The following is a 26855-nucleotide window of genomic DNA, read 5'->3' as shown; positions in this document are numbered from 1 at the left end:
CATGACTCCAACCTTCCCAAGGTTTGGAGTCTCCCGACATGCCGGGGCGGTTCAGTAGCTCTCTCTGGGTGGTAGGCGGCATGTTCTCGATGCGACATCCCCGGGCACCGCGGCACTGCCAGGGCCTAAGCCTTCGGGGACGCCCCGTGATCTGAACAAGTCGGGTCTGGCGGGTGGGATCCATGCCGAAGGCGTCGAAGGACACCACTGGCCTGCCCTCAATCTGCCCTCACCAGCACGGCAATCGACCGCGATCGACGCTGATAGACCGGAGGCTCTCCGGCGCTGTTTTCGCAGGTCAGAGCCCATTTGCAGCAAGCAACCGGCATGATCGGAAGAGAGCGTCAACGTTCCGCTTCAACGTCTGACTGAGGACGTCTGCGCAGGTCAGACGGCGTGCATCCCGATGGCGGTCCGCAGTGAGTCCGCCAGAAGTGTTGCCGCAGCCTTGCATGTCCGGTCCTCAGCGGTGGGCCACAGATGGAAGTAAGTGTCCAGAGTGGTCGTTGCCTTCGAGTGACCGAGGGCTCGCTGGACGGTGGCAACATCGCAACCTGCAGCGATGAGGCCGTTGACATGGAAGTGCCGCAGGTCGTGGGGGCGGTAGGAAACGTTGGCCTGCTTGCAGGCGCCCTCCACCAGTAGCCGACCGTGTTTTTGGTGTGGTGGGTCCTGCCCGTCGTCGGCCAAGACCCATTCTCGGCGCCCGTGGCGTCGAGATGCTGCTAGGGCAAACACCCGCCTGGAAGCCGGCGGCGCCCCCCTTGTCCGGCGAGAGGGCCTGGGCGCGACGGTCACAGCAGACCTGGCAGCGATCACTAGCGGTCAGCGCTCAGGAGCGAGCGTCCACCAGCCCGTGGTCGTAGGCGTAGATGACGGCCTGGACGCGGTCGCGGACCCCGAGCTTCATCAGGACCCGGGCGACGTGGGTCTTGATGGTGGTCTCTGAGACGACGAAGACCTTTGCGATCTCGGCATTGGACAGGCCTTGGGCGACGAGATCGAGGGTCTCACGCTCGCGGGTGGTCAGGGTCGCCAGACGCTGCGCGGCTGCGGCGTCGATGACGGGGCGTCGCGCGAGGAAGGTCTCGATCATGCGGCGGGTCACCTTGGGTGCGAGCAGTGACTCGCCGGCATGGACGGCCTTGATGCCGGCGACGAGCAACTCGGGCTCGACGTCCTTGACGAGGAAGCCGCTGGCCCCGCCGCGCAACGCCTCGTAGACGTAGTCGTCCATGTCGAAGGTCGTCAGCATGACGACGCGGGTCTCGTTGTGAGGCAAGGCCGTCACCCGGCGGGTGGCCTCGATGCCATCGAGGTTTGGCATCCGGACGTCCATCAGGATGATGTCGGGCCGCAGGGTGCGCGCCAGCTCGACGGCTTCGACACCGTCGCTGGCCTCTCCGACGATGTCGAGCTCCGGCTCGATCTCCAGGAGGAGCCGGAAGCCGCGCCGCACCAGCGCCTGGTCATCGACGATGAGGACGGAGATGGTCACCCCATCACCACCGGCAGGGTGGCGAGGAGCTCGAAGCCGCCACCCTCGCGGCCCCGGGCGACCAGGCGCCCCCCGTAGACGGCGACGCGTTCTCGCATGCCGAGCAGACCATGGCCGGGCGGGGAGTCGGCCACGACGAGCCGGCCGTCGTCCCGGACGGCGAGCTCGATCGAGTCGCCGCCGTAGGCGATGACGACATCAGCCCGCTGCGGGGCGGCCGCATGCCGGAGCACGTTGGTCAGCCCCTCCTGCACGAGGCGGTAGGCGGTGAGGTCCAAGCCGGCAGCGAGCTGGCTCGGGGCGCCGGTCACGGTCAGCGTGACGGGCAGGCCGGCGGCGCGGAACCGCTCGACCAGGCGATCGACGTCGGCCAGCCCAGGTGGCGGCTCGAGGTCGGGCGCCTGGCCGTCAGCAGCTCGAAGGACTGCGACCATGCGGCGCATCTCGGCAAGCGCCTCCCGGCCCGAGCGCTCGACCGTCTCGAGGGCCTCGCGTTCAACCGACTGCTCGGGCATCAGCCGCCGGCGCACAGCCGAGGCCTGCACCGTCATGACACTGACGTTGTGACCGATGACGTCGTGCAGCTCACGAGCGATCCGGTTGCGCTCCTCGGCGACCGCCCGGGTGCGCGCGTCCTGCTCGCGCAGGCGCCGCTGCTCCCGTGTCTGCAATCGGGAGCGGACGAGCGAGCCGGCTAGCCAGGCGATGACGATCGGGGAGAGCCAGAACGCCCCCTGGCCGCGCTGGACCCAGCTCGTCTGCACTGGGTCGAGCATGACCCAGGCCAGCCCGAAGACCAGCGCGACGAGCAGGGCCCATGCCGGCCGGTGCCGCTGCTCCCAGCGGGCGACGCTGTAGACGGCGATGGTCGGCATCAGACCCACCGCGTTTCCCTCGGGTGCGCCGACGATCGCGAACTCGATCACGTAGACCATCCCGATCGCCACAGCCACCTCGAGTGGTCGCCGGCGACGGCCGAGAAGCAGGACAGCCGCGATGCCGAAGGCCAGCCCCTCGGCCCAGTGTGGTCCCTGCCGGTGCGTCGCGCCCGCCCCGTTCCACGCCTCCACCTGCCCGAGGGCGAAAGCGATCGCGACGATGGCGATGTCGAAAGCCCAGCTGCGTCGGGGCATGACCCGACGGTAGCGCGCAGCGGTCCGCCAGACGTCCTCCTCGCGGAGGATGGACCGTCGTCGAAACGACGACGAAGGCCCGTCGAGTCGCCAGCCGGAGTTCGGCCCAACGGGCGACGACGCGCCCCGGTCCTGCTTCATACCGTCGTACTGGTCCGCAATCGCGGACCACCGCCAGCGAACAACCACCCCGGAAGAGGACCACTCATGAACCACCGTCGCACCGCCGGACTGGGCCTGCTCGTCTACGGACTCGGCACCGCCGTCCCGTTCGCCACCATCGGCGTGCCCGGCGGGGCCTACGAGCCCGCCAAGGTCACGGCCTACCTGGCCCAGGGGCATGCGCTGAGCACCTTCGCCATCGCCTACCTCGGCCTGTTCGCGACCCTCGGACTTCTGGCCTTCGGCCAGGGAATCCGCGCGGAGCTCGGCAGGAGGGGCGACACCGCTTGGGCCTTGTCCGTGGCGGCGTTAGCGCTTGGCGTCGTCGGGTGGTTCGTCGGCGCGGGGGTCGTGGTTGCGACTGCCGAGGGCGGCCCGGCGATCAGCGCCGGAGTCCCCCTACCGGTGGCGCACACCATCGGCGAGATCGCAGGCCTGCTCACCGGGTGCGCACCGGCCTTCTGCATCGGAGTCGTCGCGCTACTCATGACACGTGCACCACTGCCCGGCTGGCTGCGCGCCTTCACCGCGGTCGCGGGAGTGTGCGGCATCCTCGCACCGCTCTACTTCACGTTCTTCGTCTACCTGCTCTGGACCCTGGTATGCGGGGCAGCCCTCGCCCGGACACGGACACCCGTCGCGACCTCGACGCCCGCCCTCACCCTGCCCGCGTAGCGCCCTGATCCCTTGCGCCGGTCCTGGCCAGCTGACCTCGCAGGTGGGTCACAAGGGCCTGAGCGGATGACGTGTAACGACACCGTTCCCCTGCGAAGAGTGACCGGTCCGGAGCCTGGCCAACCGTGCCGTCGACCACTGGTCCGATCCAGTCGGAGGTTCAGGCGTCCGAGTTCACGCGACGCTCGACGTCGACGACGCTGGTCCCGTCCGATGGCGGGGGTGGCAGCTCCCACGCGGTGTCCTCAAGGCCAGGTTCTGGCTCGCCCTCGTGGGTCTCGGCGGCCTTGATGGGTCTCTCCACTCAGCGTCTCCCAAGAACTCCCCGGATGGAGCCGGGGGAACGTCCTTCGTACGGTGTTCGGGTCGTCCTCGGGTGACGCGTTGATCTCCTGGGCGGCCGGCACGTCGGCGTCATCGCCTGGTCTGTCTGTCATGCCTGTGCCTCCTCCGAGCATGTTCACCGTGCTGCGGCCCCGTGTCGCAGGACGCTGGGCGTCCAGACGGAGCCCTGCAGATGCGGACACACCGGCAAGCGACACGAGGGGATGGTTCTCATGAGCGCCACAGCAGCCCTCCCGCTCGTCAGCGGCCGACACCGCAACCGAGCCCTCGCCACGGCCCGGCACGCCCACGCCGTCCAGCTGGCGGCCGTGGGGCGGACCTACAACGTCTGACGGGGATCACACCCAAGGCCGGTCCGCGCTGTCACGCATTCGCTTCACGGCCAAGAGCTCTCGTCTGCCGCACCGCTGGCAGACGATCACGTCCTTGTCGCCGGGCTGGCGTCGATACAGGTGTCCCATGACCCAGCACGGGGCGTTCCTCAGTCGCATGATCGGTCCTCTCTCGCCCGCGCTCAGCAGCCGCCGCTGCCGTCGCCACCGCAGCCGCCGCCGTCGAACCCGCCGTCGAACCCGCCACCGAACCCGCCACCGAACCCGTCGCCGTTGGAGTAGCCCCAACCGCTCTCGGCCCCGAAGCCCGCGGAGAGACCACTGCCTGCGCCGTGGCGGACGCGTCGCGTACCGGGACGGTGCCTACCGCACTCCGTGCAGCTGCGGCCCTGTGTGGGGTCGTCCGCGGCGGGCTCCCATCGGTGTCGGCCGATCCTGCACGTGAAGCTCTGCGTGGTGTCCATGCCTCAGGATCGACCGCGACCGGTCCCGCCGTCTGTGCGCGTCGATACACCTGGCGAGGTCCCGTGCTCGGGCGGCTGTTGAGCGGCGAGCAGGCGACCGTGGGGGCGCTCACCCCTACCCGGGAAAAAGCAGATCCCCGACCAGAAGGCCGGGGATCTGCGCGGGACCGAAGTCACCGAAGGCTGTGGGGGGTCAGATGCCCTTGACCTTCTCCGCCTGGGGGCCCTTCGGGCCCTGCGTGACGTCGAACTCGACCTTCTGGCCCTCCTGGAGCTCGCGGTAGCCGCCGCTCTCGATGGCCGAGTAGTGAACGAAGACATCGGCGCCGCCGCCGTCCTGCTCAATGAAGCCGAAGCCCTTTTCGCTGTTGAACCACTTCACGGTGCCTGTTGCCACTGGTGTTGCCTCTTCTTGTCTGCGAGGCCTCCCGTGCGGAGACCTCAGGCTGCCGCTGGTCACGACGGGCGCGTCACGCGAACCTTCGCGCAGCAGCTTCGTCGTGCCGAGCCCGCACCTGACGGACTGGGACGGCAACTGGGAACGAAGGTAGCAGTCGCAGGTCCCCGCTGCCCGGTCACGGTCCCCACGAGCATCGTGTGTCCGGGCCTCGAGACGCGCCGGTGACCGCACGGCGCATCGTCCAGGGGCGCCCTGGTGTCGCGGGCTGCCCGGCACTTCCGACGAACGCCTGTGCGGCGCAACGGCGGCGAGTAGCGTTCTCGGAGCCGGATCAAGGCCATGACAAGGGAGGGCGACATGCCGAACCAGGCCGACGGAGCACTGCTCGTGCAGGTGGCCCAGTGGGGCTCCACCTTGGGCATCGAGGAGGCCCAGCAGGCGATCTGGGCCGATGACTTCGACCCCGAGACAGCGTCCACCGACGACGTGCTCGTCTCCCGTGTCCTCAACTGGGGCGAGACGATCGGGACCCTCACGAAGAACGGGCTCCTCGACACCGACCTCGTCCTCGACTGGCTCTGGATGTCGGGACTGTGGTCGCGCGTCGGGGCCGCCGCCAAGAAGCTGCGTGAAGAGCACGGCGTGCCCGAGCTGTACGAGAACTTCGAGGCGCTCGCCACACGACAGGGGTGAGAGCGCCGCCTCCGACACTCAGTCGTGGGCGACGCCGGTGCGCCGGGCGAGCGTCGAGCCGCAGTCCTCCCCGGTGCGTCGCCGCTCGCCGCTAGGGTGCGGGCCATGAGCGACGTGACGATCCTGCACAACAACCGCTGCTCGACTCCCGGGCTGCCGTCGAGCGACTCGACGACGCGCACGTCGAGGCCGAGGTCGTCGACTACCTGCGCCACCCGCTCGACGCGGCCGCACTCGGGGGGCTGCTCGACAAGCTCGAGGACCCACCGACCGACCTCGTCCGCCGCGACGCGCACTTCGCCGAGCTCGGGCTGACCGAGGCCGATGTCGAGACCCGCGAGCAGGTCGTCGCTGTGCTCGCCGAGCACCCGCGCCTCCTCCAGCGTCCCGTCCTGGTCAAGGGAGGGCGCGCCATCATCGGTCGGCCGAAGGATCGGGTCGCGGCGTTCCTCGCGGAGTGACGGCGGGCGGCTCGGTGGCCCGACTCAGTCCAGCCCGAGCCCGCGGCGCCCGGTGTCGTTGAGCTGCTCGGGGGCGAACCGGTCGGGCCAGCTGCGCTCGTAGTCCTCCTCCGGGAAGTCGCTCGGGCTGGAACCGCTGAGGAAGGCCTCGCGCACGCTGGCGGCATACCGCTCGTTGCGCTCGCACCAGGGCGCGGCGGGGATGTACATGACGTTGCCCCAGCCCTGCTGGTCGGTGACGGGCGCGACGCTGTGGATCATGTCGCAGTGCCACCACACGGAGTCGCCGGCCCGCACGTCGGGGATGCCGCTCAGTGCCTCGAGCAGGAGCGGGTGCCAGCGCTCGCTGGCCGGGAAGACCTGGTTCGTCGTGACCCCGCACATGTCGTCCTCCGGGACGTCGTCGAGCAGCGGGCGGAGCATGAGGTATGCCATGGCCTCGGGGATCGGGACCGTGTGCAGGACGCCCTGGTCGTGGTCCATGTCGGACAGTGCGGTCCAGCCCTGGAAGGTGCGGAAGGCGGAGCACATCGTCGTGCCCGGGTACTGCGGGCCGGAGGTGCGGTGGGCGGCGTCCCAGGGGTCGTACTGCTCGACGCTGCCGTCGAAGAGGTGGCGGAAGGCCTGCTGGTAGCCCTGCGTCATCCACAGGTCCAGCGTGCCGGGGTCGCAGTGCGTCCCGAGGCCGTTCGAGTCGGCGCCCGGCGGGCGACGGCGGATGCGGTCGGGGTAGAGCGAGTCGCGGTCGGGGTCGAACCACTGCACGCCATCGGACTCGTGCGTCCACTGCGCGTTGAGCAGCGACTGGACCGTGGCCATGCGCTTGCTCTGTCGTGCCTCCATCTGCGCGGGGGACCAGTACACCGGGTAGATCTCGGGCTTCGAGCCGACGCTGCCGAAGAAGTCGTCGCCGGGCCCCCGGTAGTTCTCGAAGAAGGCGTTGCCCTCGACGTAGTCGACGATGCCCGCATCCCAGGCGAGCGCCTGCTCGCGCGGGAAGTGGCCGCGGACGACGAGGCAGCCGCGCCGGCGGAGCGCCTCGAGCCGGTCCGGGGTGACCGTGCCCTGCTCGATGTCGGCGTAGTCGATGACCGGCCAGACGTCCTCGGCGCGCTCGCGGGCCGCGCGGATCTCGGCGACGCGCTCGGCGACGCGGGCCTCGACGACGGCGAAGACCTCGGCGACGGTCCGGCCGGACGCCGCGATGCGCTCACGGATCGCGCGCTTGACCTCGCGGACCGCTGCGGGGAGGTCGTCGGGCGGGCACTCCCAGTGCGGGAGGTCTGTGTCGGAGGGGGTGACGTGGGTCGTGGTCATGAGCTCTTCCTTTGGTCAGGACTCCTTACGAAAGATGACGGTAGCGCGTCGCGCGCCTTTGGGCAAGAGTCCTAACTAGAATGGCGGCATGTCATCCGCGAAGCCGAGCCTCGACCTGCTGCGCTCGCTCACCGAGGAGCACGTGCTACGGGCGCTGATGGACCGCCGCCGTCTCACCCGGGCCGAGATCGCAGCGCTCACCGGCATCTCGAAGCCCACGATCTCCGAGGGCGTGCGTCGCCTCGTCGAGGCCGGGCTCGTCCTCGACACGGGCGAGCGCAGCTCGGGACGGGGCCGGGCAGGGTCCTACTACGCGCTCGCGCCCGACTGCGGGGCCGCCCTCGTCGTCAGCATCACCCCGCACGGCGTCGTGGCCGAGGCCGTCGACCCCCTCGGTGCGGTGGTCGCCGCGGCCGAGATCGCGTTGGTGCGCGACGCCGGCGCCGGCGCCGTGGGCCTGGCCCTGACCGAGGCCGTCGCGGAGGTCGGGGCGAGGGTCGGGGCGGAGGTGGGGGCGAGCGGAGCGGGGCGCTTCGGCCTGGCGGTCGTCAGCGCGGCGGACCCCGTGGACCGCCGGACCGGCCGCTTGGTGCACCTGCCTGACGCCCCCTTCCTCGTCGGTGACCTCGACGCGCCGGCGTTGCTCGCAGGTGCCGTCGACGGGCCCGTCCTCGTCGACAACGACGTGAACTGGGCGGCCCGTGCAGAGCGTGCGTCCGGAGCCGTCGTGGGCTCGAGTGACTTCGTCTACCTCTACCTCGACGAAGGGCTCGGCTGCGCGGTCGTGTCCGACGGTGAGGTGCGGCGAGGTCATGCCGGCCTGGCCGGGGAGGTCGCCCACCTCCTGACGGAGGGGCCGGACGGGAGGGCCGTGCGTCTGACCGAGGTCTTCGCCCAGCTCGGGCTGCGCCGACCCGGCTCGACCGCCATCGATGTCGGTCTGCTGCGGAGGAGGGTCGCCGACGCCCCCGACGGCGACGCAACGATCGCCGCCCTGGGGGCCGCGATCTCGGGCGTCCTCGATGCGGTGACCGCGCTCGCGGACCCCGAGGTGGTCGTCGTCGGCGGCGCCTGGGGGCGCGACGACGCCCTCGTCGGGGAGCTGCGTCGCCGGTCAGCCGACCTGCCGCGACGAGCTCCGGTCGTCGCGGCCCTCGCCGGCGACCGGCCGCAGCTCTCGGGTGCTCGCGCGGCGGCCCTGTACCAGCTCCGCGAGTCGGTCGTCGCCGCGGTACGTGCTCCGGCGGGGGACCAGGACCGTGAACGCGAGTGACGACTCCGGCGGTCATCGGGCCGGGCTGCTCTCCGATGCCCCGGGCGAACGGACTCCGACCGCTGGCCGACCGGCCGGCTGACCGAGCCGAGAGTCGCCCGGCAACACGCGGAGTCCGCGGAGTTCATCCCGATGACATGTTGATCCGGTGTACTGGTCGTCCGACGAAGGGGAGCACACATGTCCGGTGCGGAACGCAGCAGGGTGGATTCGTTCGGCCACCCCGAGGACGGCCTCCACGAGGCCACCCCGTGGTACGACTGGGGGCCGTATCTCTCCGAGCGGGCCTGGGGAACCGTGCGCGAGGACTACAGCGCCGACGGCGCTGCGTGGGACTACTTCCCCCACGACCACGCCCGCTCCCGCGCCTATCGCTGGGGCGAGGACGGCATGGCAGGCGTCAGCGACGTCGGCCAGAACCTGTGCATGGCCCTGGCGCTGTGGAACGGCCGCGACCCGATCCTCAAGGAGCGGATGTTCGGCCTCACCGGCCCGGAGGGCAACCACGGCGAGGACGTCAAGGAGTACTGGTGGTTCCTCGACGCCCTGCCGAGCCACGCGTGGCTGCACTGGCGCTACCACTACCCGCAGGCCGAGTACCCGTATGCCGCCCTGGTGGCCGAGAACGGCCGCCGCGACCAGACGCAGCCGGAGTACGAGCTCATGGACACCGGGGTCTTCGACGACGACCGCTACTGGGTGGTCGACGTCGTGCACGCCAAGGCCGACCCGCACGACCTGCTGATGGAGGTCCGCGTCACCAATGCGGGCCCGGACGTGGCGACGCTGCACGTCCTGCCCCAGCTGTGGTTCCGCAACACGTGGTCCTGGGACGTGGGCGCCACCCGGCCCTCGCTCAGGGCGACCGGCCCCGACCGGGTCGCGGTGGAGCACCCGCGGTTCGGCGAGCTCGAGTGGGAGCTCGCGCCCGGACCCGCCGGGGAGTCGCCCGAGCTGCTGTTCTGCGAGAACGAGACCAACAGTCGGAGGCTGTACGGCTCGGACTCGTCAGCGGACTACCCCAAGGACGGGGTCAACGACCACGTCGTGACCGGTGCGCCGACGGTCAACCCGGACCGGGTCGGGTCGAAGAGCGCGGCCTGGTACCGCCTGACCGTGGCCCCGGGTGAGACGCAGGTCGTACGCGTCCGGCTACGTGCGCCGTCCTCGGCGCCCGCCTTCGGCGCAGCCTTCGACACGGTGCTCGAGCAGCGTCGCGCCGAGGCCGACGAGTTCTATGCCGAGGTGATCCCCGCCGACGTCGACGAGGACGCCCGCCTCGTGGCGCGGCAGGCGTTCGCGGGGATGATCTGGGGCAAGCAGTTCTACCGCTACGACGTGAAGCGCTGGCTCGAGGGTGATCCCACGCAGCCGCCACCTCCGGCGGAGCGCAGGTCCGGGCGCAATGCCGGCTGGCTCAACGTGGACGCCCGCGACATCCTGTCCATGCCGGATCCGTGGGAATACCCGTGGTTCGCGGCCTGGGACATGGCGTTCCACACGGTCGCCCTGGCTCATCTCGACCCGGCGTTCGCCAAGTACCAGCTGCTCGTGCTCTGCCGGGAGTGGTTCCAGAACCCGAACGGGGCCCTCCCGGCATACGAGTGGGCCTTCAGCGACGCCAACCCGCCCGTGCACGCGTGGGCCGCCCTGCACGTGTGGGACATCGACGGCAGGCGCGACACCGACTTCCTCGCCCGCCTGATGCCCAAGCTGCTGATGAACTTCACGTGGTGGGTCAACCGGATGGACCCGGAGGGCGACCATCTCTTCGCCGGTGGCTTCCTGGGCCTGGACAACATCAGCGCGATCGACCGGTCGCACCTGCCACCGGGCGGCCGCCTGGAGCAGGCGGACGGGACGAGCTGGATGGCGTTCTACGCGCTCACCCTCCTGGAGATCGCGAGGATCCTCGCCGAGAAGGACGACGCCTGGACCGACATCGAGGTGAAGTTCATCGAGCACTTCGTGCTCATCGTCGACGCCATGCACTCCCAGGGGCTCTGGGACGAGGAGGACGGCTTCTTCTACGACGTCTTCCACTCCGCCGACGGCAGCACCGTCCCGATCAAGGTGCGGTCGATGGTCGGGGTGCTGCCGCTGATGGGGATGGTCGTCGTGGGGCCCGACCTGCTGGCAACGCTCGCGACCTTGCAGAAGCGCTTCTCGGGCTTCCTCGGCCGACAGGACTCCAGCCACCCGGACCGCGGCGCTGGGCGAGTGGTCCCGGTTCCCGACACCGAGGCGCTCGCGATGGGAGTGGTGCCGCCGAAGGAGGTGCGCCGGGTCCTGGCGCGGGTCTTCGACGAGGACGAGTTCCTGTCCCCGCACGGGCTGCGGGGACTGTCGAGGTATCACCGCGAGCACCCGCTGTGGGTCGAGCTGGCGGGGTCGACGGTCACGGTCGACTACGAGCCCGCCGAGTCCACGACGGGCATGTTCGGCGGCAACTCCAACTGGCGCGGACCGGTCTGGATGCCGGTCAACTACCTCGTGCTGCGCAACCTCCAGCGCTACGCCCGGTCGCTCGGTGCAGCGGGTGAGGTCGAGTACCCCACGGGCAGCGGACACACTCAGGGGCTGGCCGACTGCGCCGAGGACCTGCGCCGACGCCTGATCTCGCTGTTCCTCAGGGGCGCCGACGGCCGTCGACCCTGCCACGGATGGGTCGACAAGCTGCAGGACGACCCGCGGTGGCGGGACAACGTGACCTTCTACGAGTACTTCCACGGCGACAACGGCGCCGGACTGGGAGCCAGCCACCAGACCGGGTGGACCGGCCTCGTGGCAGACCTGATCTGCCGGCCTGACCCGTTCGCCGGCAACGAGCAGCCGTGGGGCCCGTGAGCCCCGCTGGGCCTGCCACCGGGATCGCCTTCGGTCGGGGTGTCTGCGGTTCCCTCGACGAGGCCTCGTCGAGGGAGTGGCTGGTGACGGACGGGCTCGGCGGGTACGCCTGCGGCACGATCTCGGGACTGCACACCCGTCGGTACCACGGCCTGCTCGTGGCCCCGACCGCACCGGCGGGCGCGTCGCGAATGCTCGGACTGGCCGCGCTGGACACCGTGGTCGTGGTCGGCGACCGCCGTGTCCGGCTGTCGACCCACGAGTGGGCAGGAGGCGTCGTGGATCCGCGCGGGCACGAGCAGCTCGCCTCGTTCGACCTCGTGGACGGGGTGCCGCGCTGGCGCTTCGACCTCGGTGCGGTGCAGCTCGAGGTCGAGGTGGGCATGGCTCACGGTCTCAGCGCGGTGGGGGTGGTGCACCGCCTGCTCGGCGGCGAGGCCCGCGTCGAAGTGACTCCGCTCTGCACGTGGCGCGACCAGCACGGCGACCGGTTCGCCGCAGCCGACCCTGACGTGGAGCCGACCGGGTCCGGCCTCGTCTTTGAGTCCGCCTACCGGGTGGAGGGCCCGAACTACCGCCCCGGGGGCGAGTGGTACCGCGGCGTCCACCATCGAGAGGAGGTGGCCAGAGGGCTGGGTGCGACCGAGGACGTCTGGGCCGCAGGCACGTTCACCGCTGATCTCAGGGCCGGCGACGTGCTCGGGGTGACGGCGTCGACCGATCTGCGCGGCCCGTCTCCGGACGCGGTGACCCTCGTGGCCGACGCGCGGGCCCGGGCCGACGTGCTCGCTGCGCAGGCCGGCGCCCGAAGTGCTGTCGATCGGACTCTGGCCGTCGCCGCGGACCGGTTCGTGGTGCGGACGCCGAGCGGCCCCACCGCGGTGGCCGGCTACCCGTGGTTCGGTGAGTGGTCACGTGACCTGTTCACCTCCTACGAGGGACTGTTCCTGACCACGGGTCGGGCCGAGGAGGGGCGCGCGGTGCTCGTCCGAGCGGCCGACAGCGTGTCCGAGGGCATGCTGGCCAACACCGCTGACGTCGGCACGCTGGAGTACAACACGATCGACGCCACACTCTGGTTCCTGCACGCACTGGGTCGGCACGTTGCAGCCACCGCTGACGTGGACCTGGCCGCGCAGCTCGCCGACACCGTCGTCGACATCCTGTCCGCACACCGGGCCGGTACCCGCTTCGGCATCCGCGTCGACCCGGCCACCGGCCTCGTGCGGGGCGGGGCCGACGGATGGGCCCTGACCTGGATGGATGCGCGGATCGACGGTCGGCCAGTCACCCCGCGTTCCGGCTACCCCGTGGAGATCGAGGCGCTCTGGATCAACGGACTCGGGAGCGCCATCGACCTCCTGGGACGGGTCGGGCGCACCGTTGACGACTGGGTCACCCTGCGCGACAAGGCGATCGACTCGTTCGGGACGCTGTTCCCCATCGGTCCTCACGGCCTGCCCGACCTGGTCGACGACGCCGGACAGGCGCGCACCGAGTGCCGGCCGAACCAGCTGCTGGCCGTGTCGCTGCCCCACGGCCCCGTGCGGGAGCCCCGGGCCGCTGCCGCTGTCGTCGCTGCCTGCCGCGCCGACCTGGCGAGCTCGGTCGGCCTTCGGTCCCTGTCACCCGAGGACCCCGCCTACCTCGGCCGGCACCGCGGCGGACCCGCCGCCCGTGACCGGGCCTACCACCAGGGCACGGTCTGGCCCTGGCTCATGGGTCCGTACGTGGATGCGGTGCGCCGTGCCCACGACGACACGACCGGCCTGCTCGACGGCCTCGAGCTGCACCTGTCCGAGTTCGGGCTCGGCTCGGTGTCCGAGACGGCTGACGGGGACGCACCCCACGGCGCGACCGGCTGCCCCTTCCAGGCATGGTCCGTCGCCGAGCTCATCCGGGTCAGGGCCTCGCTCGCGGACGGCCCCCCGGTCCCACCGACGTAGGAGCAACCCATGAACGAGACTCCAGCCGTGGCCCGAACCTCGACCGACCTGCGCCGGGTCCTCGTCCCTTTGGCCCTGGCCCAGTTCATCTGCAGCTTCGCCGGCTCGAACATGAACGTGATGATCAACGACATCAGCGAAGACCTCGACACGACGGTGCAGGGCGTCCAGACCGCCATCACGATCTTCCTGCTCGTCATGGCCGCACTGATGATCCCGGCCGGCAAGCTGACCGACCGCTACGGCCGGCGGCGCTGCTTCACCGTCGGTCTCGTCCTCTACGGCGTCGGCGCCCTGATGAGTGCTGCGGCCCCGGGCCTGGGGGTCCTCATCCTGGGCAACTCGATCCTCGAGGGGGTCGGCACGGCCCTGCTGATCCCACCCGTCTACATCCTGACCACGATGCTGTTCACCGAGACCACCTCGCGGGCCCGCGCCTTCGGCGTGATCAGTGCCCTCGGCGGCGTCGGGGCCGCCGCCGGGCCGCTGATCGGCGGACTGATCACCTCGGCAGTCAGCTGGCGGGCCGCGTTCCTGTTCCAGGCCGCCGTCGTGGGCGTCATCGTCCTGCTCAGCCGGCGGATCGAGGACCCGGTGCCGGCGGATCCCACGCGTCAGTTCGACACCCGCGGTGCGGTCCTGTCCGCGGTCGGTCTCGTGCTCGTGGTCATGGGCATCCTCGCTGCCGACGAGAGCGGCTGGCTGATGGTCGCCCTGCTCACCCTCGGTGCAGCGGTGCTGTTCTGGTTCTTCCGATCGGTGATCGCCATGGAACGCGCAGGCGAGGAACCGCTGCTGTCCACGTCGCTCTTCCACAACCGCACCTCGAACCTCGGGCTGATCACGCAGAGCGCGCAGTGGCTGATCCTCATGGGCGTCTCGTTCGTCGTCTCGGCGTACCTGCAGGTGGTGCGTGGCTACGACGCGATCTCGACCGGCGTGATCTTCACGGCGGCCACGGTCGGCCTGCTGGTCTCCTCGTTGGCCGCGGGCCGTCTTGCCCAGCGCGTCGCCCAGCGGACGCTCATCCTGGCGGGCTTCGCCATCTCGACGAGCGGCATCGCCCTGCTGCTCGCGCTGGTGACGGGGTCGTCGAACGCCTGGGCCTTCACGCCGGGGCTGCTCATGATCGGGGTCGGCCTCGGCACGATGCTGACCCCCTCGGTGAACGTGGTCCAGTCCAGCTTCAGCCAGGACCGGCAGGGTGAGATCTCGGGGCTGTCGCGAAGCGTCTCCAACCTCGGCTCCTGCCTCGGGACGGCCGTCGCCGGCACGATCCTCGTCGCCGGTCTGACGACGACCCCGGAACGGGGCTACGGACTCGCCATGGCCGCTCTGGGCGTGGTCGGGGTGGCGGGCCTGGCCGCCGCCGCACGCCTTCCTCGGGCGGCGGACGCCCGCACGATCTCCCCCACGGACCCGGTCGAGCAGACCTGATCGGACGCGGCTGTGCCGCCACGCCCTGCGTGGCGGGCACGGCCTTCGCGTTCGCTGGGTCAGGCCACGAGGGGCGGCCCACCGGCAGGCACGTCGTAGGTGAGGGACTGGTCGCCGAAGTCGGGGCGCACCGGGGTGTAGTCGCCCGACAACAGGGGTGAGGAGATCATCAGGTCGGCGCTCGCGACGTTGCACGCCACCGCGGTGTTCCAGACCGCGGCCACGCGCAGCAGGGCCTTGACGTCGGGATCGTGCGGTTGTGGCTCGAGCGGGTCCCAGAAGAAGACGAGCAGGTCGATGAGGCCCTCGGCGATCCGGGCGCCGATCTGCTGGTCGCCGCCCACCGGGCCGCTGAGCAGCCGGGTGACGGGGAGCCCGAGCTCGTACTGGAGGAGGGTGCCCGTCGTGCCCGTGGCGTAGAGACGGTGCCCCCCGAGGGTCTCGCTGTTGAAGGCGGCCCACCTGAGCAGGTCGGGCTTCTGTTGTCGTGGGCCACGAGGGCGATCCCTCGTTCGGTCGTCGTCATGCGGGTCTGGCCTCCGGGGTCGGGGCTGGTGCCTCCAACGGTGGCCGACCGACGTGACGTCGCCGTTGCCACCGTGTGAGCGCCGTGTTGCGGCTCGCGGAGGCACGCGCAGGAAGAAAGTTCTCGGATCGCCGTAACGCCCGGCCCAGCCCCGCCGATGGAGTGGTCAGAAGAGGCGCCACTCGGACCCCCGAGCGAGTGGCGCCTCTCCTGCGTCCGGGGTCCCGCAGGGGGCGTACGCGGGTGGCTCCTTCAGCCTGCCGGTGGCAGCACCACACCGAACCCGGCGACCGCCAGACGGAGCAGCACCTGACCCGGCGCGAGCAGGTCGGCGATGCGAGCGGCACTGAGCACCTCCAGCTCGGCGAGCCGGACGGCGTACGCCTCCGGGCCGTCGACGCGGGCACGGTGGAGCTCCGTCGTGTTGTGCCACACCTTGGTGCGGGCCTCGCGCAGGAAGCGGGTCGAGGCGGCCCGGTTGAGCGGGGTCAGCACCCGGTCGAGCGGGCTCTTGGCACTCAGCGCGTTGAGCTCGTCGTCCTCCGCGGCCACGCGACCGGACAGGACCCCGTCGATGCGCTCGTGGTCACGTCGGCGCCGCTCGAGCAGGACGGAGTCGGTGAAGTCGGCGTCGTCGATGACGCCGAGCAGGGCCTGCGGCAGGTCGTAGTTGATGTGGGCGTTGATGCCGAGCAGCACCTGCCGCAAGGGCGGCAGGTCCGGGGGAGCGTCGAACGCCAGACGCCATGGCCGCGGCGGCCGGCGGGCCGGGTCGCCGGACAGGTCGGCGTCGAGGGCGTCGAGGTAGAGGTCCGCGAAGGCGACGTCCCACCGCTCGACCCACGCCGGGTCCTCGAAGGCGGCCGCGTGGATGGCCTCGCCGACCGCGCGCGTCGTGCGCTGGTACGTGGCGAGGAACGCACGCCGGGCGGCGAGCTCCGGGGGCATCCCCTCGAGGGTCGCGGTCATCCGGTCGAGGACGTCGTCGATGGTCCGCCCACCCACGGTCCCGGTCATCGCGTTCTCCTCACGCACGCCGCCCCTCGCTCCTATTCTGAAGCGAGAGTCGCACGGTGTCAGTCGAATCCGGACGCCGTCACGCGGGGGCGCTCCTGGTCGAGGAGGCCGGATGAGAGCACGGACGCACGGGCCCAGGTCGTTCGACGCGGTCAGCGTCCGGCAGCGCGAGACGGACGCCTGGGCGGCCTACCACCGGCACGAGTGGCCGGCCTTCCTGCGGGCCTTGGTCGCGATGGTCGCGGCCGGCTTCGGGATGAACGGCCCTGACACGGTGCGGGCGGCGACCCTCGAGGTCGCGTGGGTGCGCGGCGGCTGCTTGCCGGCCCACCCGCAGCTGGCCGCCGAGCGCCGGGCGCTCGTCGCGTCGTACGCAGCCCGGCTCGACGCCGTCGGCCGGTCGAGGACGTGAGTGGCCGTGGCGCGCGCCGACCCCGCATCCCCGCCCTCGACGTCACGGCGTGACGACCGCGTGCTGCCGGCCACGCGGGTGCTGGCCTTCGTGCTCGTGCCGATCCTCCTCACGGCGTTCGTCATCCTCTACGGGTTCCCCGCCGACACCGGGCGGCTCTTCGCCTGGACCATCCGGCCGACGCTGACGCCGATGGTGCTGGCGTCGGCCTACCTCGGAGGCGCGTGGTTCTTCGTCCGGGTCACGCGCGAGCGCCGGTGGGCCCGCGTCGGCGCCGGGCTGCTGTCCGTCACCCTCTTCGCGGCCCTGCTCGGCGTCGCCACGGTCATCCACTGGGACCGCTTCAACCACGGCCACGTCGCCTTCTGGCTGTGGGCCACGCTCTACTTCGTCGCCCCGTTCCTCGTGCTGGCGGCGTGGGTGGCCAACACACGGGTCGCTGCGACGCCCCGCCCCGACGAGCTGCGCCTCAGGCCGGCGGCACGGGCCGTCGTGGCCGCCGGCGGTGGGCTCGCGCTCGCCCAGGGCCTCCTGATGTTCGCGTTCCCGAGCCTGGTCATCCCGGTCTGGCCGTGGCTGCTGACACCGCTCACGTGTCGCGTCGTCGGTGCGGTCTTCTGCCTCGGCAGCGCCGGTCTCGTCGTGCTCCGTGACAGCAGGTGGGTGCGCCTGCGGCTCATGGTCGAGGTCGAGGTCGTGATGCTGACGCTCATCCTCGTCGGCGCCGTGCGGGCGCGGGCCGACGTGTACACCGACCGCCCCCTGACGTGGCTGCTGCTGGCCGGCTTCGTTGCCACTCTCGTGGCCTCGGTGCTCCTGTGGAGGGCCATGGCACGGCGTGAGCGGCTGCGCGGGACGGCGCCCCGCTGACTCCCGCTCGCCGACGGGGTCGTCACCACGTCGGGTCCGACGAGGTGACGACCCGGGCCGAGACCTCCCGTCGCACTCGGGTGGCACCGCGACCCCGGCCGTCACAGAAGCGTGGGGCGTGGGGCGACGGGGCCACTCGAGGGCGCCATCCGTCAGGACGTGGCGCGGCGGGCAGTGACGAGGAGGTACTCCCACCCCATGTGCCCGTGCGCGTCCAGTTGGTCGCGGGCCAGGTCCACCAGTGCCGCGTCGAGGGCTGCGACCGCGTCCGGAGAGTCGGCGATGCCGCGGTAGGTGACGATCGTCGGACCGTAGGCGCGCTTGAAGAAGTCCCGGAAGTCCTCGGGCCGCGTGAAAGGCACCGGAAGGGAGCGCTTCTCGGCCACGAGCGCCTCGACGTGGTCTCCGAGCAGCTCTCGCACGTGCGCCTCGTCCCCCCAGAGCGGGGGCGGCTGCGCGCCGGGAGGCGGCGGGGCGGCATACGGCTTCATCGCCGCGAACATCCGACCGATGAAGCCGTCGGGGGTCCAGCTGACGAGCCCCACCGTCCCGCCCGGTCGCACCACACGGACCAGCTCGTCCGCAGCCATCTGGTGATGCGGTGCGAACATGACTCCGACGCAGGACAGGACGACGTCGAAGGAACCATCGGCGTAGGGGAGGGCCTCGGCATCGCCGTGGTCCCAGGCGATCTCGACCGCGGCGTCGGCCGCGAGCCGGCGGCCGACGTCGAGCAGCTCGGGGGCGAGGTCGTTCGCGACGACGCGCGCCCCGGTCCGGGCCGCTGGGATCGCGGCGTTGCCGGTCCCTGCGGCGACGTCGAGCACATCGTGGCCGGCCGCGACGCGGCACGCGTCGACGAGCACACGACCGAGCTCCGGGATGATCTCCCGGGCCACGGCCGGGTAGTCGCCGAGCGCCCACATGGCGGCATGCCGGGCCTTGAGTGCGGCGTCGGCGGCGACGGCCTCCGCCGTCCGGGTGTCTGTCGTCATGCTCGATCCCTCCATCGCTGACGGACCCCGTGCAATCACGCGGCCCGGCGACCCACGCCGGGCCGTCCGTCTCCAGAGTCCGCTGCCGACAGCGCAGCATCCAGTACACGAAGTGGACTGACGCGGTGCACGTCGAGGACCGATACTGGGCGTTGGGCCGCGGTGCAGGACAGGGGCCGCGGCCTCCGACCGGAGGTGGGACATGGGACGACATGATCCGGGGGCGGGCCAGTACTGCCCGATCTCACGGACGCTGGACGTCGTGGGGGAGCGGTGGTCGCTGCTCATCCTGCGCGACCTGTTGACGGGGACGACTCGGTTCAACGATCTCTCGCGTGGCCTGCCCGGCCTGTCGCGCACGCTGCTGACGAAGCGGCTGCGGCACCTCGAGCGCCACGGCGTCGTCGAGCGGTCGGGCACCCGCTACGTGCTGACCCCGTCGGGGCGCGCGCTCGAGCCGGTCGTCTTCGGCCTGGCGCAGTGGGGAGCCGACTGGATGTTCGGCGACCCGCAGCCAGAGGAGCTCGACGCCCAGCTGCTCGTCTGGTGGATGCACACGCGCGTCGACACCTCTGTCCTCGCGGGGGACCGGCACGTGCTCCACCTGCGCTTCGACGACGACGCACGCCGCTTCTGGATCCTCGTCGAGCACGGCACGCCGTCGGTGTGCATGACCGACCCGGGCTTTCCCGTCGACGTGACGATCAGCAGCGACGTGGCGTCGTTGTATGCCGTGTGGCTCGGGCGCCTGCCCCTCACCGCGGCGCTGCGGTCGGGGCGCGTGCACCTCGACGGCTCGACGGCGGTGACGCGCCGGCTCGACGAGGTGCTCCAGCTCAGCCCGGTGGCACCCTTCGTCGCAGCCATGCGGGCGACGCCGGCGTGACCGGCAACGCGATGCGGGCTGTCCCCGGGGCGAGCGCTCAGCAGCCGTCGGGCCCGCAGGCGACCGCGCCGGTGGCGTCGGTGGCGATCCCCGTCGCCACGGGCTGGAGCATGACGAGGGGGTGCGACTCGCGCCACGCCTGCTCGAGCGCCCGGGTGAAGACCTCGGTGGGTTGAGCACCGGACACACCGTACTTCTCGTCGAGCACGAAGAACGGAACGCCTCTGATGCCAAGGGAGTTCGCGGCGGTGATGTCGGCGAGGACCGCGTCCCGCCACGTGTGTGTCGCGAGGTCGCGCGCGATCTCGTCGGCGTCGAGGCCGGCCTCCGTGCCGATGCGGACGAGGACCTCACGGTCGCCGATGTCCTCCTCGTGCTCGAAGTGCGCCGACAGCAGCGCCTCCTTGACCTCGTCGCCTACACCGCGGGCCTGCGCGAGGTGGAGCAGCTCGTGCCCCGCGAAGGTGTTGGCCACGACGACGGACCCGAAGTCGTAGCGCAGCCCCTCGTCGGCGGCGATCGCCGTCACCTGGCCGAACATCTGGCTCACCTGGGCGCGCGACATGCCCTTGCGGTCGACGAGGTAGTCGAGCTCCGTGCCGTCGTGGTGGTCGGGCAGGGTGGGGTCGAGCTGGTAGCTGCGCCACTGCACCTCGACCTCGTCCCGGTGCGGGAACGCCGCGAGCGCCTTCTCGAAGCGGCGCTTGCCGATGTAGCACCACGGGCAGGCGATGTCAGACCAGATCTCGACCTTCATGCCCCGCTCAACGACGGCGACCGGGCATTGCTTCCCGGAGGTCAGGAGCTCGGGCCGTCGCCGTCCTCGGAGGCGTCGCGCTGGGGCGAGACGCTGGTGCCTGTGGCGTCGGCCCGTGGGGCGTCGTCGGGCACGACGTCGCCGAGCGGGGCGCCCGCGCGAGCCGGTGCCGGAACGTCGGTGTTCTCGGGGAAGTGGCAGGCGACCAGGTGCAGGGGCGCGAGCTCGACGAGCGGCGGCTCCTGCGTCTTGCAGATCTCCTGGGCTTTCCAGCAGCGCGTGTGGAACCGGCACGCCGGCGGCGGGTTGACCGGGCTCGGGACGTCGCCCTCGAGGCGGATGCGCTCGCGCTTCGTTCGCCGCTGCGTGTCAGGGATCGGCACGGCCGAGAGCAGGGCGGTCGTGTACGGGTGCATCGGTCGCGTGTAGAGCTCGTCGCGCTCGGCGATCTCGACGAGCTTGCCGAGGTACATCACCGCCACCCGGTCGGACATGTGGCGCACGACCGACAGGTCGTGGGCGATGACGACGTAGGTCAGCCCCAGCTCGTCCTGGAGGTCCTCGAGCAGGTTGATGACCTGCGCCTGGATCGACACGTCCAGCGCCGAGACCGGCTCGTCGGCGACGATGAGCTTGGGCTTGAGCGCGAGCGAGCGTGCGATGCCGATGCGCTGGCGCTGGCCACCCGAGAACTCGTGGGGGTAGCGGTTGTAGTGCTCCGGGTTGAGACCGACGAGCTCGAGGAGGTCCTGGACCTCGCGCTTGATGCCGTGCTCGGTCTTGATGCCCTGCAGGCGGTAGGGCGCCCCGACGATGGTGCCGACGGTGTGTCGCGGGTTCAGCGACCCGTAGGGGTCCTGGAAGATCATCTGAACGTCGCGGCGCAGCGGCCGCATCTTGCGGGCCGACCAGTGGGTGATGTCCTCGCCCTCGAGCAGGATCGTGCCGCTGGTGGGCTCGAGCAGGCGCGTCAGCATGCGGCCGGTCGTCGTCTTGCCGCAGCCGGACTCGCCCACGAGCGAGAGCGTCTCGCCGCGCACGACGTTGAACGTCAGGCCGTCGACGGCCTGGACGGCGCCGACCTGCCGCTGCAGCAGGCCGCGCGTGATCGGGAAGTGCTTCGTCAGGTCGGTGACCTGCAGGAGCGACTCGCCCGCCTGCTTCGACGCGGTCGGCTTGACGTGGGTGGTGGTCACGATGGGGCTCCTGTGCTGAGGTCGCGGGCTGTGCGACCGGACCGGGCGTGGACGGACGGTGCAGGCTTCACAGCGTCGGCCTGATGTCGTTCTCCCAGATGGCGGTCCGCTCCTCGCGGGTGAGGTGGCACGCGGAGTAGTGGCCCGGGTACGTCTCGGCGAACGGTGGTCGCTCGGACTGGCTCAGCCCGCCCGTGCGGTCGGCGTAGGCGCACCGCGGGTGGAACGGGCAGCCCGACGGCACGTTGATGAGGCTGGGCGGGGCGCCCTTGATCGGGCGCAGGCGCTCCGTGCGCACGCGGTCGAGGCGCGGCATCGAGCTGAGCAGACCCCACGTGTAGGGGTGCTGGGGCCGGGTGAAGACCTCGTCGGCGGTGGCGTACTCGACCGAGCGACCGGCATACATCACCATGATGTCGTCGGAGAGCTCGGCGACGACCCCGAGGTCGTGGGTGATGAGGATGACGGCCGAGTTGAACTCCGACTGGAGGTCACGGATGAGGTCGAGGATCTGGGCCTGCACCGTCACGTCGAGCGCGGTCGTCGGCTCGTCGGCGATGAGCAGGTCGGGGTCGCACGACAGGGCCATCGCGATCATGGCGCGCTGGCGCATCCCGCCCGAGAACTGGTGCGGGTAGTCGTCGACCCGGCTCGACGGCTGGGGGATGCCCACGCGTCCGAGCATGTCGATCGCGTGCTTCTTCGCGACGGACGTGCTGACCTTGTTGTGGATCCGGTAGGCCTCGATGATCTGGTGGCCGACCGTGTAGAACGGGTGCATCGCCGAGAGCGGGTCCTGGAAGATCATCGCCATCCGCTTGCCGCGAAGCTCGCGCACGCGCTCGGGCTTGGCGCCGATGAGCTCGGTCTCGTCCAGCTTGATCGAGCCCGTCATCCGGACCGTGCCGGGCTTGTGCAGGCCCATGATCGACATGCTCGTGACGCTCTTGCCCGAGCCGGACTCACCGACGATGCCGAGCGTCTTGCCGCGGGCCACGTCGAACGAGAGCCCGTCGACGGACTTCACGACGCCGTCGTCGGTGGGGAAGTGGACGCGGAGGTCACGCACGGACAGGAAGGCGTCGGCCGCCGGGGCACCCAGGCCCCCGATGCCGTCGAGGGTGTTCGCCGACGGGGCGCCGCCCTTGTCGCTGCGGCGCGTCCGGGCGTCCGCGCGGCTCGTGGTCTCGTTGGTGGACTGGCTCATGAGGTGCGCACCCTGGGGTCGAGGACGGCGTAGAGGAGGTCGACGATGAGGCTCGCGAAGATGACGAACACGGCGCCGAAGAGCGTCACGCCGAGCACCTTCGGGAGGTCGTTGTTCGTGATCGCCTGGACAGCGTAGTAGCCGATGCCCTGGAGCGAGAACGTCGTCTCCGTCAGCACCGCGCCGCCGAGCAGGAGCCCGAGATCGAGACCGAAGATCGTGAGGATGGGCGTCAGGGCCGAGCGCAGCCCGTGCCTGACGACGACGTCGTGCTCCCGGAGTCCCTTCGCCCGGGCCGTGCGGATGTAGTCCTCGTTCATCGTCTCGAGCATCCCGGCGCGGGTCAGGCGGGCGTACGAGGCCGCGTAGAGGAAGGCGAGCGTGATCCAGGGCAGCAGCATGCGATGGACGAGGTCGAGCGGACTGGTGGCGTCCATGGGACTCGCGCCACCGGCATACGTCCATTTCAGGCCGTAGCTGAAGATCGTCAGCGAGAGCAGCCCGGTGAAGAAGATGGGGAGGGACACGCCGGCGAGGGCGACGCCCATGAAGCCGCGGTCGAGCGCGCTACCGCGCTTGAGCGCGGAGATGACGCCGGTGCCGACGCCGCCGACGAGCCACAGGAACGCGGCGCCCGCCGCGAGGATCCCTGTGACGGGGAGGCGGTCGAGGATGTCGGGAAGCACCGGGTTCTGCGTGATGTAGGAGTAGCCGAGGCACGGGGCCGGGCAGTGGTCGATGCCGGCGCCGGTGTCGTAGTCGGATCCCGTGAGGACGCCCTTGACGAAGCGGCCGTACTGCACCCAGATCGGGTCGGTGAAGCCGAGCTTGATCGCCTGTGCGTGGATCTGGGCCTCGCCGGCGCTCTTGCCGACGTAGCGCGAGGCCAGGTCGTCCGCCGTGGCACCGCCGATGCGGGGCACGAGGAAGAAGATCACGAAGACGACCGCGCTCACGATGAAGAGCAGCAGGATGGCGGCGAAGAGCCGGCGGATCAGGTACGTCAGCACGATGTGGTGGCCGGACGCGACGACGAGCAGCTCGGTGCTGCCCGTCGCCGCGTCACGCCTTCACCTACTTTCGATGAAAAGGTTCGAACCGGAGGACCCGAGGACGGGTCCGTGGGTCACGGGTTGGCGACGCCCGTCGAGGCGTAGTCGTAGTAGGAGTAGCCGTCGTTGACGAACACGTTGGCGATCGTGTCCGGGCGGAAGAGCAGCGACTTGGGCCAGACGCCGGGGATCACCTGTGCCTGCTCCATGACGACCTTGTCGATCTGGCCCCAGATGGCCTCACGCTTGGTCGTGTCGGCCTCGTTGAGCGCCTGGTCCATGAGCTTGTCGACCTCGGGGATCTTGATGCCGAGGTTGGTGTTGCCCGCGGGGCGGATGACGCGGCTGTCGACGATCTGCTGGAGGAAGCCGAAGCCGTCCGGCCAGTCAGCACCCCAGCTCATCACCATGAGGCCGAGCTTGTTGGCCTTGGCGAAGTCCGGCTTGCCGGCGTAGAGCTTGAAGTAGTCACCAGCCGGGTAGGGCTTGAGCGTCAGCTTGACGCCGATCTTGGCGAGCGACTGCTGCATCGACTCGGCGGCTGCCTTCTCCTTCGGGCGCTCCGGACGGTAGGAGATGTTCGTCTCGAAACCGTTCGGCTGACCACACTTGGTGAGCGCGGCCTTGGCCGAGTCGACGTCTCCGGTCGGCTTGGACTTGGAGTTGTAGAGGTCCATCTCCTGGAAGCCCGGGATGATCGGGGGCAGCAGACCCGTGGCGATGGTGCCGCCGATGTCGCCGCCGTAGGCGCGCTGGTAGCCCGTCTTGTCAGTGGCGAAGATGACGGCCTTGCGGCAGTCGATGTTGTCGAACGGCGCGACGTCGCTGTTGATCTGCGCGTAGTTGGCGCGCGCGGTCGTCGGGTTGTCCGTCCGGGCCTTGAGGTTCGGGTCTGCGAGGATCTTGCCCTGGGCCGCGGCCTGCACACCGGTGCCGGCCAGGTCGATGTCGAGGTCACCGGCCATGAGGCGGTTGTCGAGGTCAGCGGCGTTGAGGCCGATCTCGACGGTGATCTTGTCCGGGAGCGCCTTGCGGCCCGTGTCCGTGTCGGTCGCCGGGTCGTACTGGTCGTTGCGGACGAGCTCGATGCGCTTGCCCGTCTGGTAGACCGAGAACTTGTAGGGCCCGCTCGAGATGACGTGCTCCTTGTACTTCGTGCCGGTGTCCTTGGCCACCGGCACGGGTGACGTGGAGGACAGCTGGGCGAAGTAGTCGAAGCCGGCGAAGGGCTTGCTGAGGTGGAAGATGATCGTCTTGTCGTCGGGCGTCTCGATCGCCTTGAGGTCGTCGAGGTTCTTGTCCTTGTAGACCGAGTAGCCATCGGGGACGCCTGCGAGGAAGTCGTTGAAGTACGTCGGGCCGTTGGGGAACGTGCCCTTGTCGAGCTGTCGCGCGACGGCGTACTTGATGTCCTTGGTCGTGATCGGCGAGCCGTCCTCGTACTTCAGGCCGTCCTTGAGGGTGTACGTCCACGTCTTGTTGCCGTCGCTGGCCTTGCCGAGCGACGTGGCGAGGTCGGGCACGAGCTGCGCGCCTTCCTTGCCCGGGGCCGACTTGAACGACACGAGCTGACGGGCGTAGTTGCGCAGGAAGTCCCACGACAGGCCGTAGTACGTGTCGCCGGGGTCGACGGAGTCCCAGTCGCTGGAGATGCCGAAGCGCAGGGTTCCGCCCTTCTTGTCGGACGGGTTGAAGACCGCGGTCAGGGCAGCGTTCGCGGTGGGAGTCGCTCCCGCTCCACCTCCGGCCGTGCCGCCGCTGGGCGTCGTGCCCGGCGTCGTGCTGCCCGCGCACGCGGACAGACCCAAGGCGAGGGCGGCCGCGGTCGCGGCCACCATCACGCGTGTGTTTCTCATGAGTGGATGCGCTCCTTCGTGTTGCGGGATGCGGCCTGCGGTGGGTTACCGAGACCGCGGATCGAGGGCGTCACGCAGGCCGTCCCCGAAGAGGTTGAAGGCCAGCACCGTCACGAAGATGGCGAGGCCGGGCCAGAGCATGAACCAGGGGTCGATCTGGTACCACTGGGCGGCGTCGGAGAGCATGCCGCCCCACGTGGCCGTGGGCGGCTGCACACCGACACCGAGGAACGACAGGCCGGCCTCGAAGAGGATGTTGCTCGGGATGAGCAGCGTCGCGTAGACGAGGATCGGCGCCAGGAGGTTGGGCAGCAGCTCCTTGAAGAGGATGTAGGGCGTGCGCGCCCCGAGGCTGCGTGCCGCGTCGACGAACTCACGCTCACGCAGCGACAGGGTCTGCCCGCGCACGATGCGGCCGATGTAGGGCCAGTTGAAGAAGCCGATGATGAAGACGATGACGGAGATGCGCAGCGCGTCGCCCTTGAGCCCGAACGCCTCGTCGGGCACGACGCCGGCGAGGGCCAGCGCGAAGACGAGGAGCGGGAAGGCGAGGAAGACGTCCATCGTGCGGCTGATCAGGGTGTCGATGGTGCCGCCGAAGAAGCCGGCGACGACGCCGAGGACCGTGCCGATGACCACCGAGAGCAGGGTCGCGAGGAAGGCGATGAGCAGGGAGACCTGCGAGCCGTAGATGACGCGGCTGAAGATGTCGCGGCCGTTGACCGGCTCGAGACCGTAGAGGAAGTCCCAGGACATGCCGCCGTACGGGCCGATCGGGATCTGGGTGTTCGGGTCGATGAGCTCCTGGTGGAACTCGTTCGGCGGGTGGCCGAGCAGGCCGACGACGAGCGGCGCGGCGATCGCGACGACGATGAGGTAGAGGACGAAGAAGCCGCCGGCGAGGGCGACCTTGTCGCGCTTGAGCCGCGACCAGGCGATCTGACCGAGCGACCGCCCCTCGATGTGTCCCTCGCCCTGCAGGACGGACTCGGGCTCCGCCGAGGTCGCGCCGGGCTCGAGGTCAAGGGGAGTGCTCATGGGTGCCGTCACCTCCGGGTCGTGATCGGTGCCGGAGACCGGGTCGGCCCTCCAACATGC

The 26855-nt window shown here is 70.5% G+C and carries 25 protein-coding genes; 10 read left to right on the top strand and 15 right to left on the bottom strand.

The genetic code is table 11. From position 1 onward, the window contains the following. Positions 1-387: 387 nt before the first annotated feature. The 3 genes from NR112_RS04860 to NR112_RS04850 form a co-directional block, all read right to left on the bottom strand. Positions 388-738, bottom strand: a complete 351-nt coding sequence (locus NR112_RS04860; RefSeq protein WP_256792860.1) for a tyrosine-type recombinase/integrase — start codon at positions 736-738, stop codon at positions 388-390. A 94-nt stretch (positions 739-832) separates the two neighbouring features. Further along, positions 833-1498, bottom strand: a complete 666-nt coding sequence (locus NR112_RS22840) for a response regulator transcription factor (protein WP_256792827.1) — start codon at positions 1496-1498, stop codon at positions 833-835. After that, positions 1495-2631 (bottom strand): sensor histidine kinase, encoded by a 1137-nt coding sequence (locus tag NR112_RS04850; protein ID WP_256792826.1) that lies wholly within the window; start codon positions 2629-2631, stop codon positions 1495-1497. The genes NR112_RS22840 and NR112_RS04850 overlap by 4 nt, the downstream gene beginning before the upstream one ends. A gap of 207 nt (positions 2632-2838) precedes the next feature. Between NR112_RS04850 and NR112_RS04845 the strand changes: the two genes are divergently transcribed. Continuing rightward, positions 2839-3468, top strand: a complete 630-nt coding sequence (locus tag NR112_RS04845) for a hypothetical protein (RefSeq protein WP_256792825.1) — start codon at positions 2839-2841, stop codon at positions 3466-3468. Positions 3469-4327: 859 nt separating this feature from the next. Here NR112_RS04845 and NR112_RS04840 read toward each other — a convergent pair. Together NR112_RS04840 and NR112_RS04835 are read right to left on the bottom strand one after the other, a co-directional pair. After that, positions 4328-4609 (bottom strand): hypothetical protein, encoded by a 282-nt coding sequence (locus NR112_RS04840; RefSeq protein ID WP_256792824.1) that lies wholly within the window; start codon positions 4607-4609, stop codon positions 4328-4330. 193 nt (positions 4610-4802) lie between these two features. Next, positions 4803-5006 carry a cold-shock protein gene (locus NR112_RS04835; RefSeq protein ID WP_009777120.1) on the bottom strand — a complete coding sequence of 68 codons (204 nt, stop codon included), beginning with the start codon at positions 5004-5006 and terminating at the stop codon, positions 4803-4805. A 360-nt stretch (positions 5007-5366) separates the two neighbouring features. Between NR112_RS04835 and NR112_RS04830 the strand changes: the two genes are divergently transcribed. Both NR112_RS04830 and NR112_RS22405 read left to right on the top strand, forming a co-directional pair. Beyond that, on the top strand, positions 5367-5702 hold the full coding sequence (locus NR112_RS04830; RefSeq protein WP_256792823.1) for a DUF4760 domain-containing protein: 336 nt from the start codon (positions 5367-5369) through the stop codon (positions 5700-5702). A 137-nt stretch (positions 5703-5839) separates the two neighbouring features. Next, positions 5840-6163 carry an arsenate reductase family protein gene (locus tag NR112_RS22405; protein WP_306216804.1) on the top strand — a complete coding sequence of 108 codons (324 nt, stop codon included), beginning with the start codon at positions 5840-5842 and terminating at the stop codon, positions 6161-6163. Positions 6164-6187: 24 nt separating this feature from the next. Here the strand turns inward: NR112_RS22405 and NR112_RS04820 are convergent, their stop codons facing one another. Further along, positions 6188-7480 carry a DUF1479 domain-containing protein gene (locus tag NR112_RS04820; RefSeq protein WP_256792822.1) on the bottom strand — a complete coding sequence of 431 codons (1293 nt, stop codon included), beginning with the start codon at positions 7478-7480 and terminating at the stop codon, positions 6188-6190. Positions 7481-7568: 88 nt separating this feature from the next. Here NR112_RS04820 and NR112_RS04815 point away from each other — a divergent pair, with 88 nt between their 5' ends. The 4 genes from NR112_RS04815 to NR112_RS04800 all read left to right on the top strand — a co-directional run bounded on the left by NR112_RS04815 (position 7569) and on the right by NR112_RS04800 (position 14983). Further along, positions 7569-8753 (top strand): ROK family transcriptional regulator, encoded by a 1185-nt coding sequence (locus tag NR112_RS04815; RefSeq protein WP_256792821.1) that lies wholly within the window; start codon positions 7569-7571, stop codon positions 8751-8753. Between the two features lie 180 nt (positions 8754-8933). Further along, a complete protein-coding gene (locus tag NR112_RS04810; protein WP_256792820.1) occupies positions 8934-11600 on the top strand; it encodes a glucosidase in 2667 nt (888 codons plus the stop codon). Beyond that, complete coding sequence (locus NR112_RS04805) at positions 11588-13546, top strand: amylo-alpha-1,6-glucosidase (protein WP_256792819.1); 1959 nt, start codon at positions 11588-11590, stop codon at positions 13544-13546. Before NR112_RS04810 ends, NR112_RS04805 begins: the two co-directional genes overlap by 13 nt. 9 nt (positions 13547-13555) lie before the next feature. Further along, positions 13556-14983, top strand: a complete 1428-nt coding sequence (locus NR112_RS04800; RefSeq protein ID WP_256792818.1) for an MFS transporter — start codon at positions 13556-13558, stop codon at positions 14981-14983. Between the two features lie 59 nt (positions 14984-15042). Here NR112_RS04800 and NR112_RS04795 read toward each other — a convergent pair whose 3' ends face one another. After that, positions 15043-15615, bottom strand: coding sequence for a methylglyoxal synthase (locus NR112_RS04795; protein WP_256792817.1), 573 nt, complete (start codon positions 15613-15615; stop codon positions 15043-15045). Between the two features lie 146 nt (positions 15616-15761). Next, entirely contained in the window at positions 15762-16526 is a 765-nt protein-coding gene (locus NR112_RS04790) for a DUF5995 family protein (protein WP_256792816.1), read from the bottom strand. A gap of 112 nt (positions 16527-16638) precedes the next feature. On the opposite strand from NR112_RS04790, the gene NR112_RS04785 reads away from it, so the two are divergent. Beyond that, positions 16639-16938: a hypothetical protein gene (locus NR112_RS04785; protein ID WP_256792815.1), complete on the top strand. Its 300-nt coding sequence runs from the start codon at positions 16639-16641 to the stop codon at positions 16936-16938. 6 nt (positions 16939-16944) lie between these two features. After that, a complete protein-coding gene (locus NR112_RS04780) occupies positions 16945-17808 on the top strand; it encodes a hypothetical protein (protein WP_256792814.1) in 864 nt (287 codons plus the stop codon). 152 nt (positions 17809-17960) lie between these two features. On the opposite strand, the gene NR112_RS04775 is transcribed toward NR112_RS04780, so the two are convergent. Continuing rightward, positions 17961-18803: a class I SAM-dependent methyltransferase gene (locus NR112_RS04775; RefSeq protein ID WP_256792813.1), complete on the bottom strand. Its 843-nt coding sequence runs from the start codon at positions 18801-18803 to the stop codon at positions 17961-17963. Between the two features lie 202 nt (positions 18804-19005). Here NR112_RS04775 and NR112_RS04770 point away from each other — a divergent pair, with 202 nt between their 5' ends. Then, positions 19006-19689 carry a winged helix-turn-helix transcriptional regulator gene (locus NR112_RS04770; protein WP_256792812.1) on the top strand — a complete coding sequence of 228 codons (684 nt, stop codon included), beginning with the start codon at positions 19006-19008 and terminating at the stop codon, positions 19687-19689. A 37-nt stretch (positions 19690-19726) separates the two neighbouring features. Here the strand turns inward: NR112_RS04770 and NR112_RS04765 are convergent, their stop codons facing one another. From NR112_RS04765 to NR112_RS04740, 6 genes are all read right to left on the bottom strand, one after another. Continuing rightward, positions 19727-20446 carry a DsbA family oxidoreductase gene (locus NR112_RS04765; protein ID WP_256792811.1) on the bottom strand — a complete coding sequence of 240 codons (720 nt, stop codon included), beginning with the start codon at positions 20444-20446 and terminating at the stop codon, positions 19727-19729. A 41-nt stretch (positions 20447-20487) separates the two neighbouring features. After that, on the bottom strand, positions 20488-21642 hold the full coding sequence (locus NR112_RS04760; RefSeq protein ID WP_256792810.1) for a dipeptide ABC transporter ATP-binding protein: 1155 nt from the start codon (positions 21640-21642) through the stop codon (positions 20488-20490). A 67-nt stretch (positions 21643-21709) separates the two neighbouring features. Continuing rightward, on the bottom strand, positions 21710-22849 hold the full coding sequence (locus tag NR112_RS04755; RefSeq protein WP_256792809.1) for an ABC transporter ATP-binding protein: 1140 nt from the start codon (positions 22847-22849) through the stop codon (positions 21710-21712). After that, a complete protein-coding gene (locus NR112_RS04750; protein ID WP_256792808.1) occupies positions 22846-23859 on the bottom strand; it encodes an ABC transporter permease in 1014 nt (337 codons plus the stop codon). The genes NR112_RS04755 and NR112_RS04750 overlap by 4 nt, the downstream gene beginning before the upstream one ends. 116 nt (positions 23860-23975) lie before the next feature. After that, positions 23976-25757 (bottom strand): ABC transporter substrate-binding protein, encoded by a 1782-nt coding sequence (locus NR112_RS04745; RefSeq protein WP_256792807.1) that lies wholly within the window; start codon positions 25755-25757, stop codon positions 23976-23978. Positions 25758-25802: 45 nt separating this feature from the next. After that, positions 25803-26795: an ABC transporter permease gene (locus tag NR112_RS04740; protein WP_256792806.1), complete on the bottom strand. Its 993-nt coding sequence runs from the start codon at positions 26793-26795 to the stop codon at positions 25803-25805. Positions 26796-26855 lie beyond the last annotated feature (60 nt).

Source organism: Terrabacter sp. Ter38, from assembly GCF_024519435.1.
Classification (GTDB): Bacteria; Actinomycetota; Actinomycetes; order Actinomycetales; family Dermatophilaceae; genus Terrabacter.
This window is presented reverse-complemented; position numbering and strand designations above follow the sequence as displayed.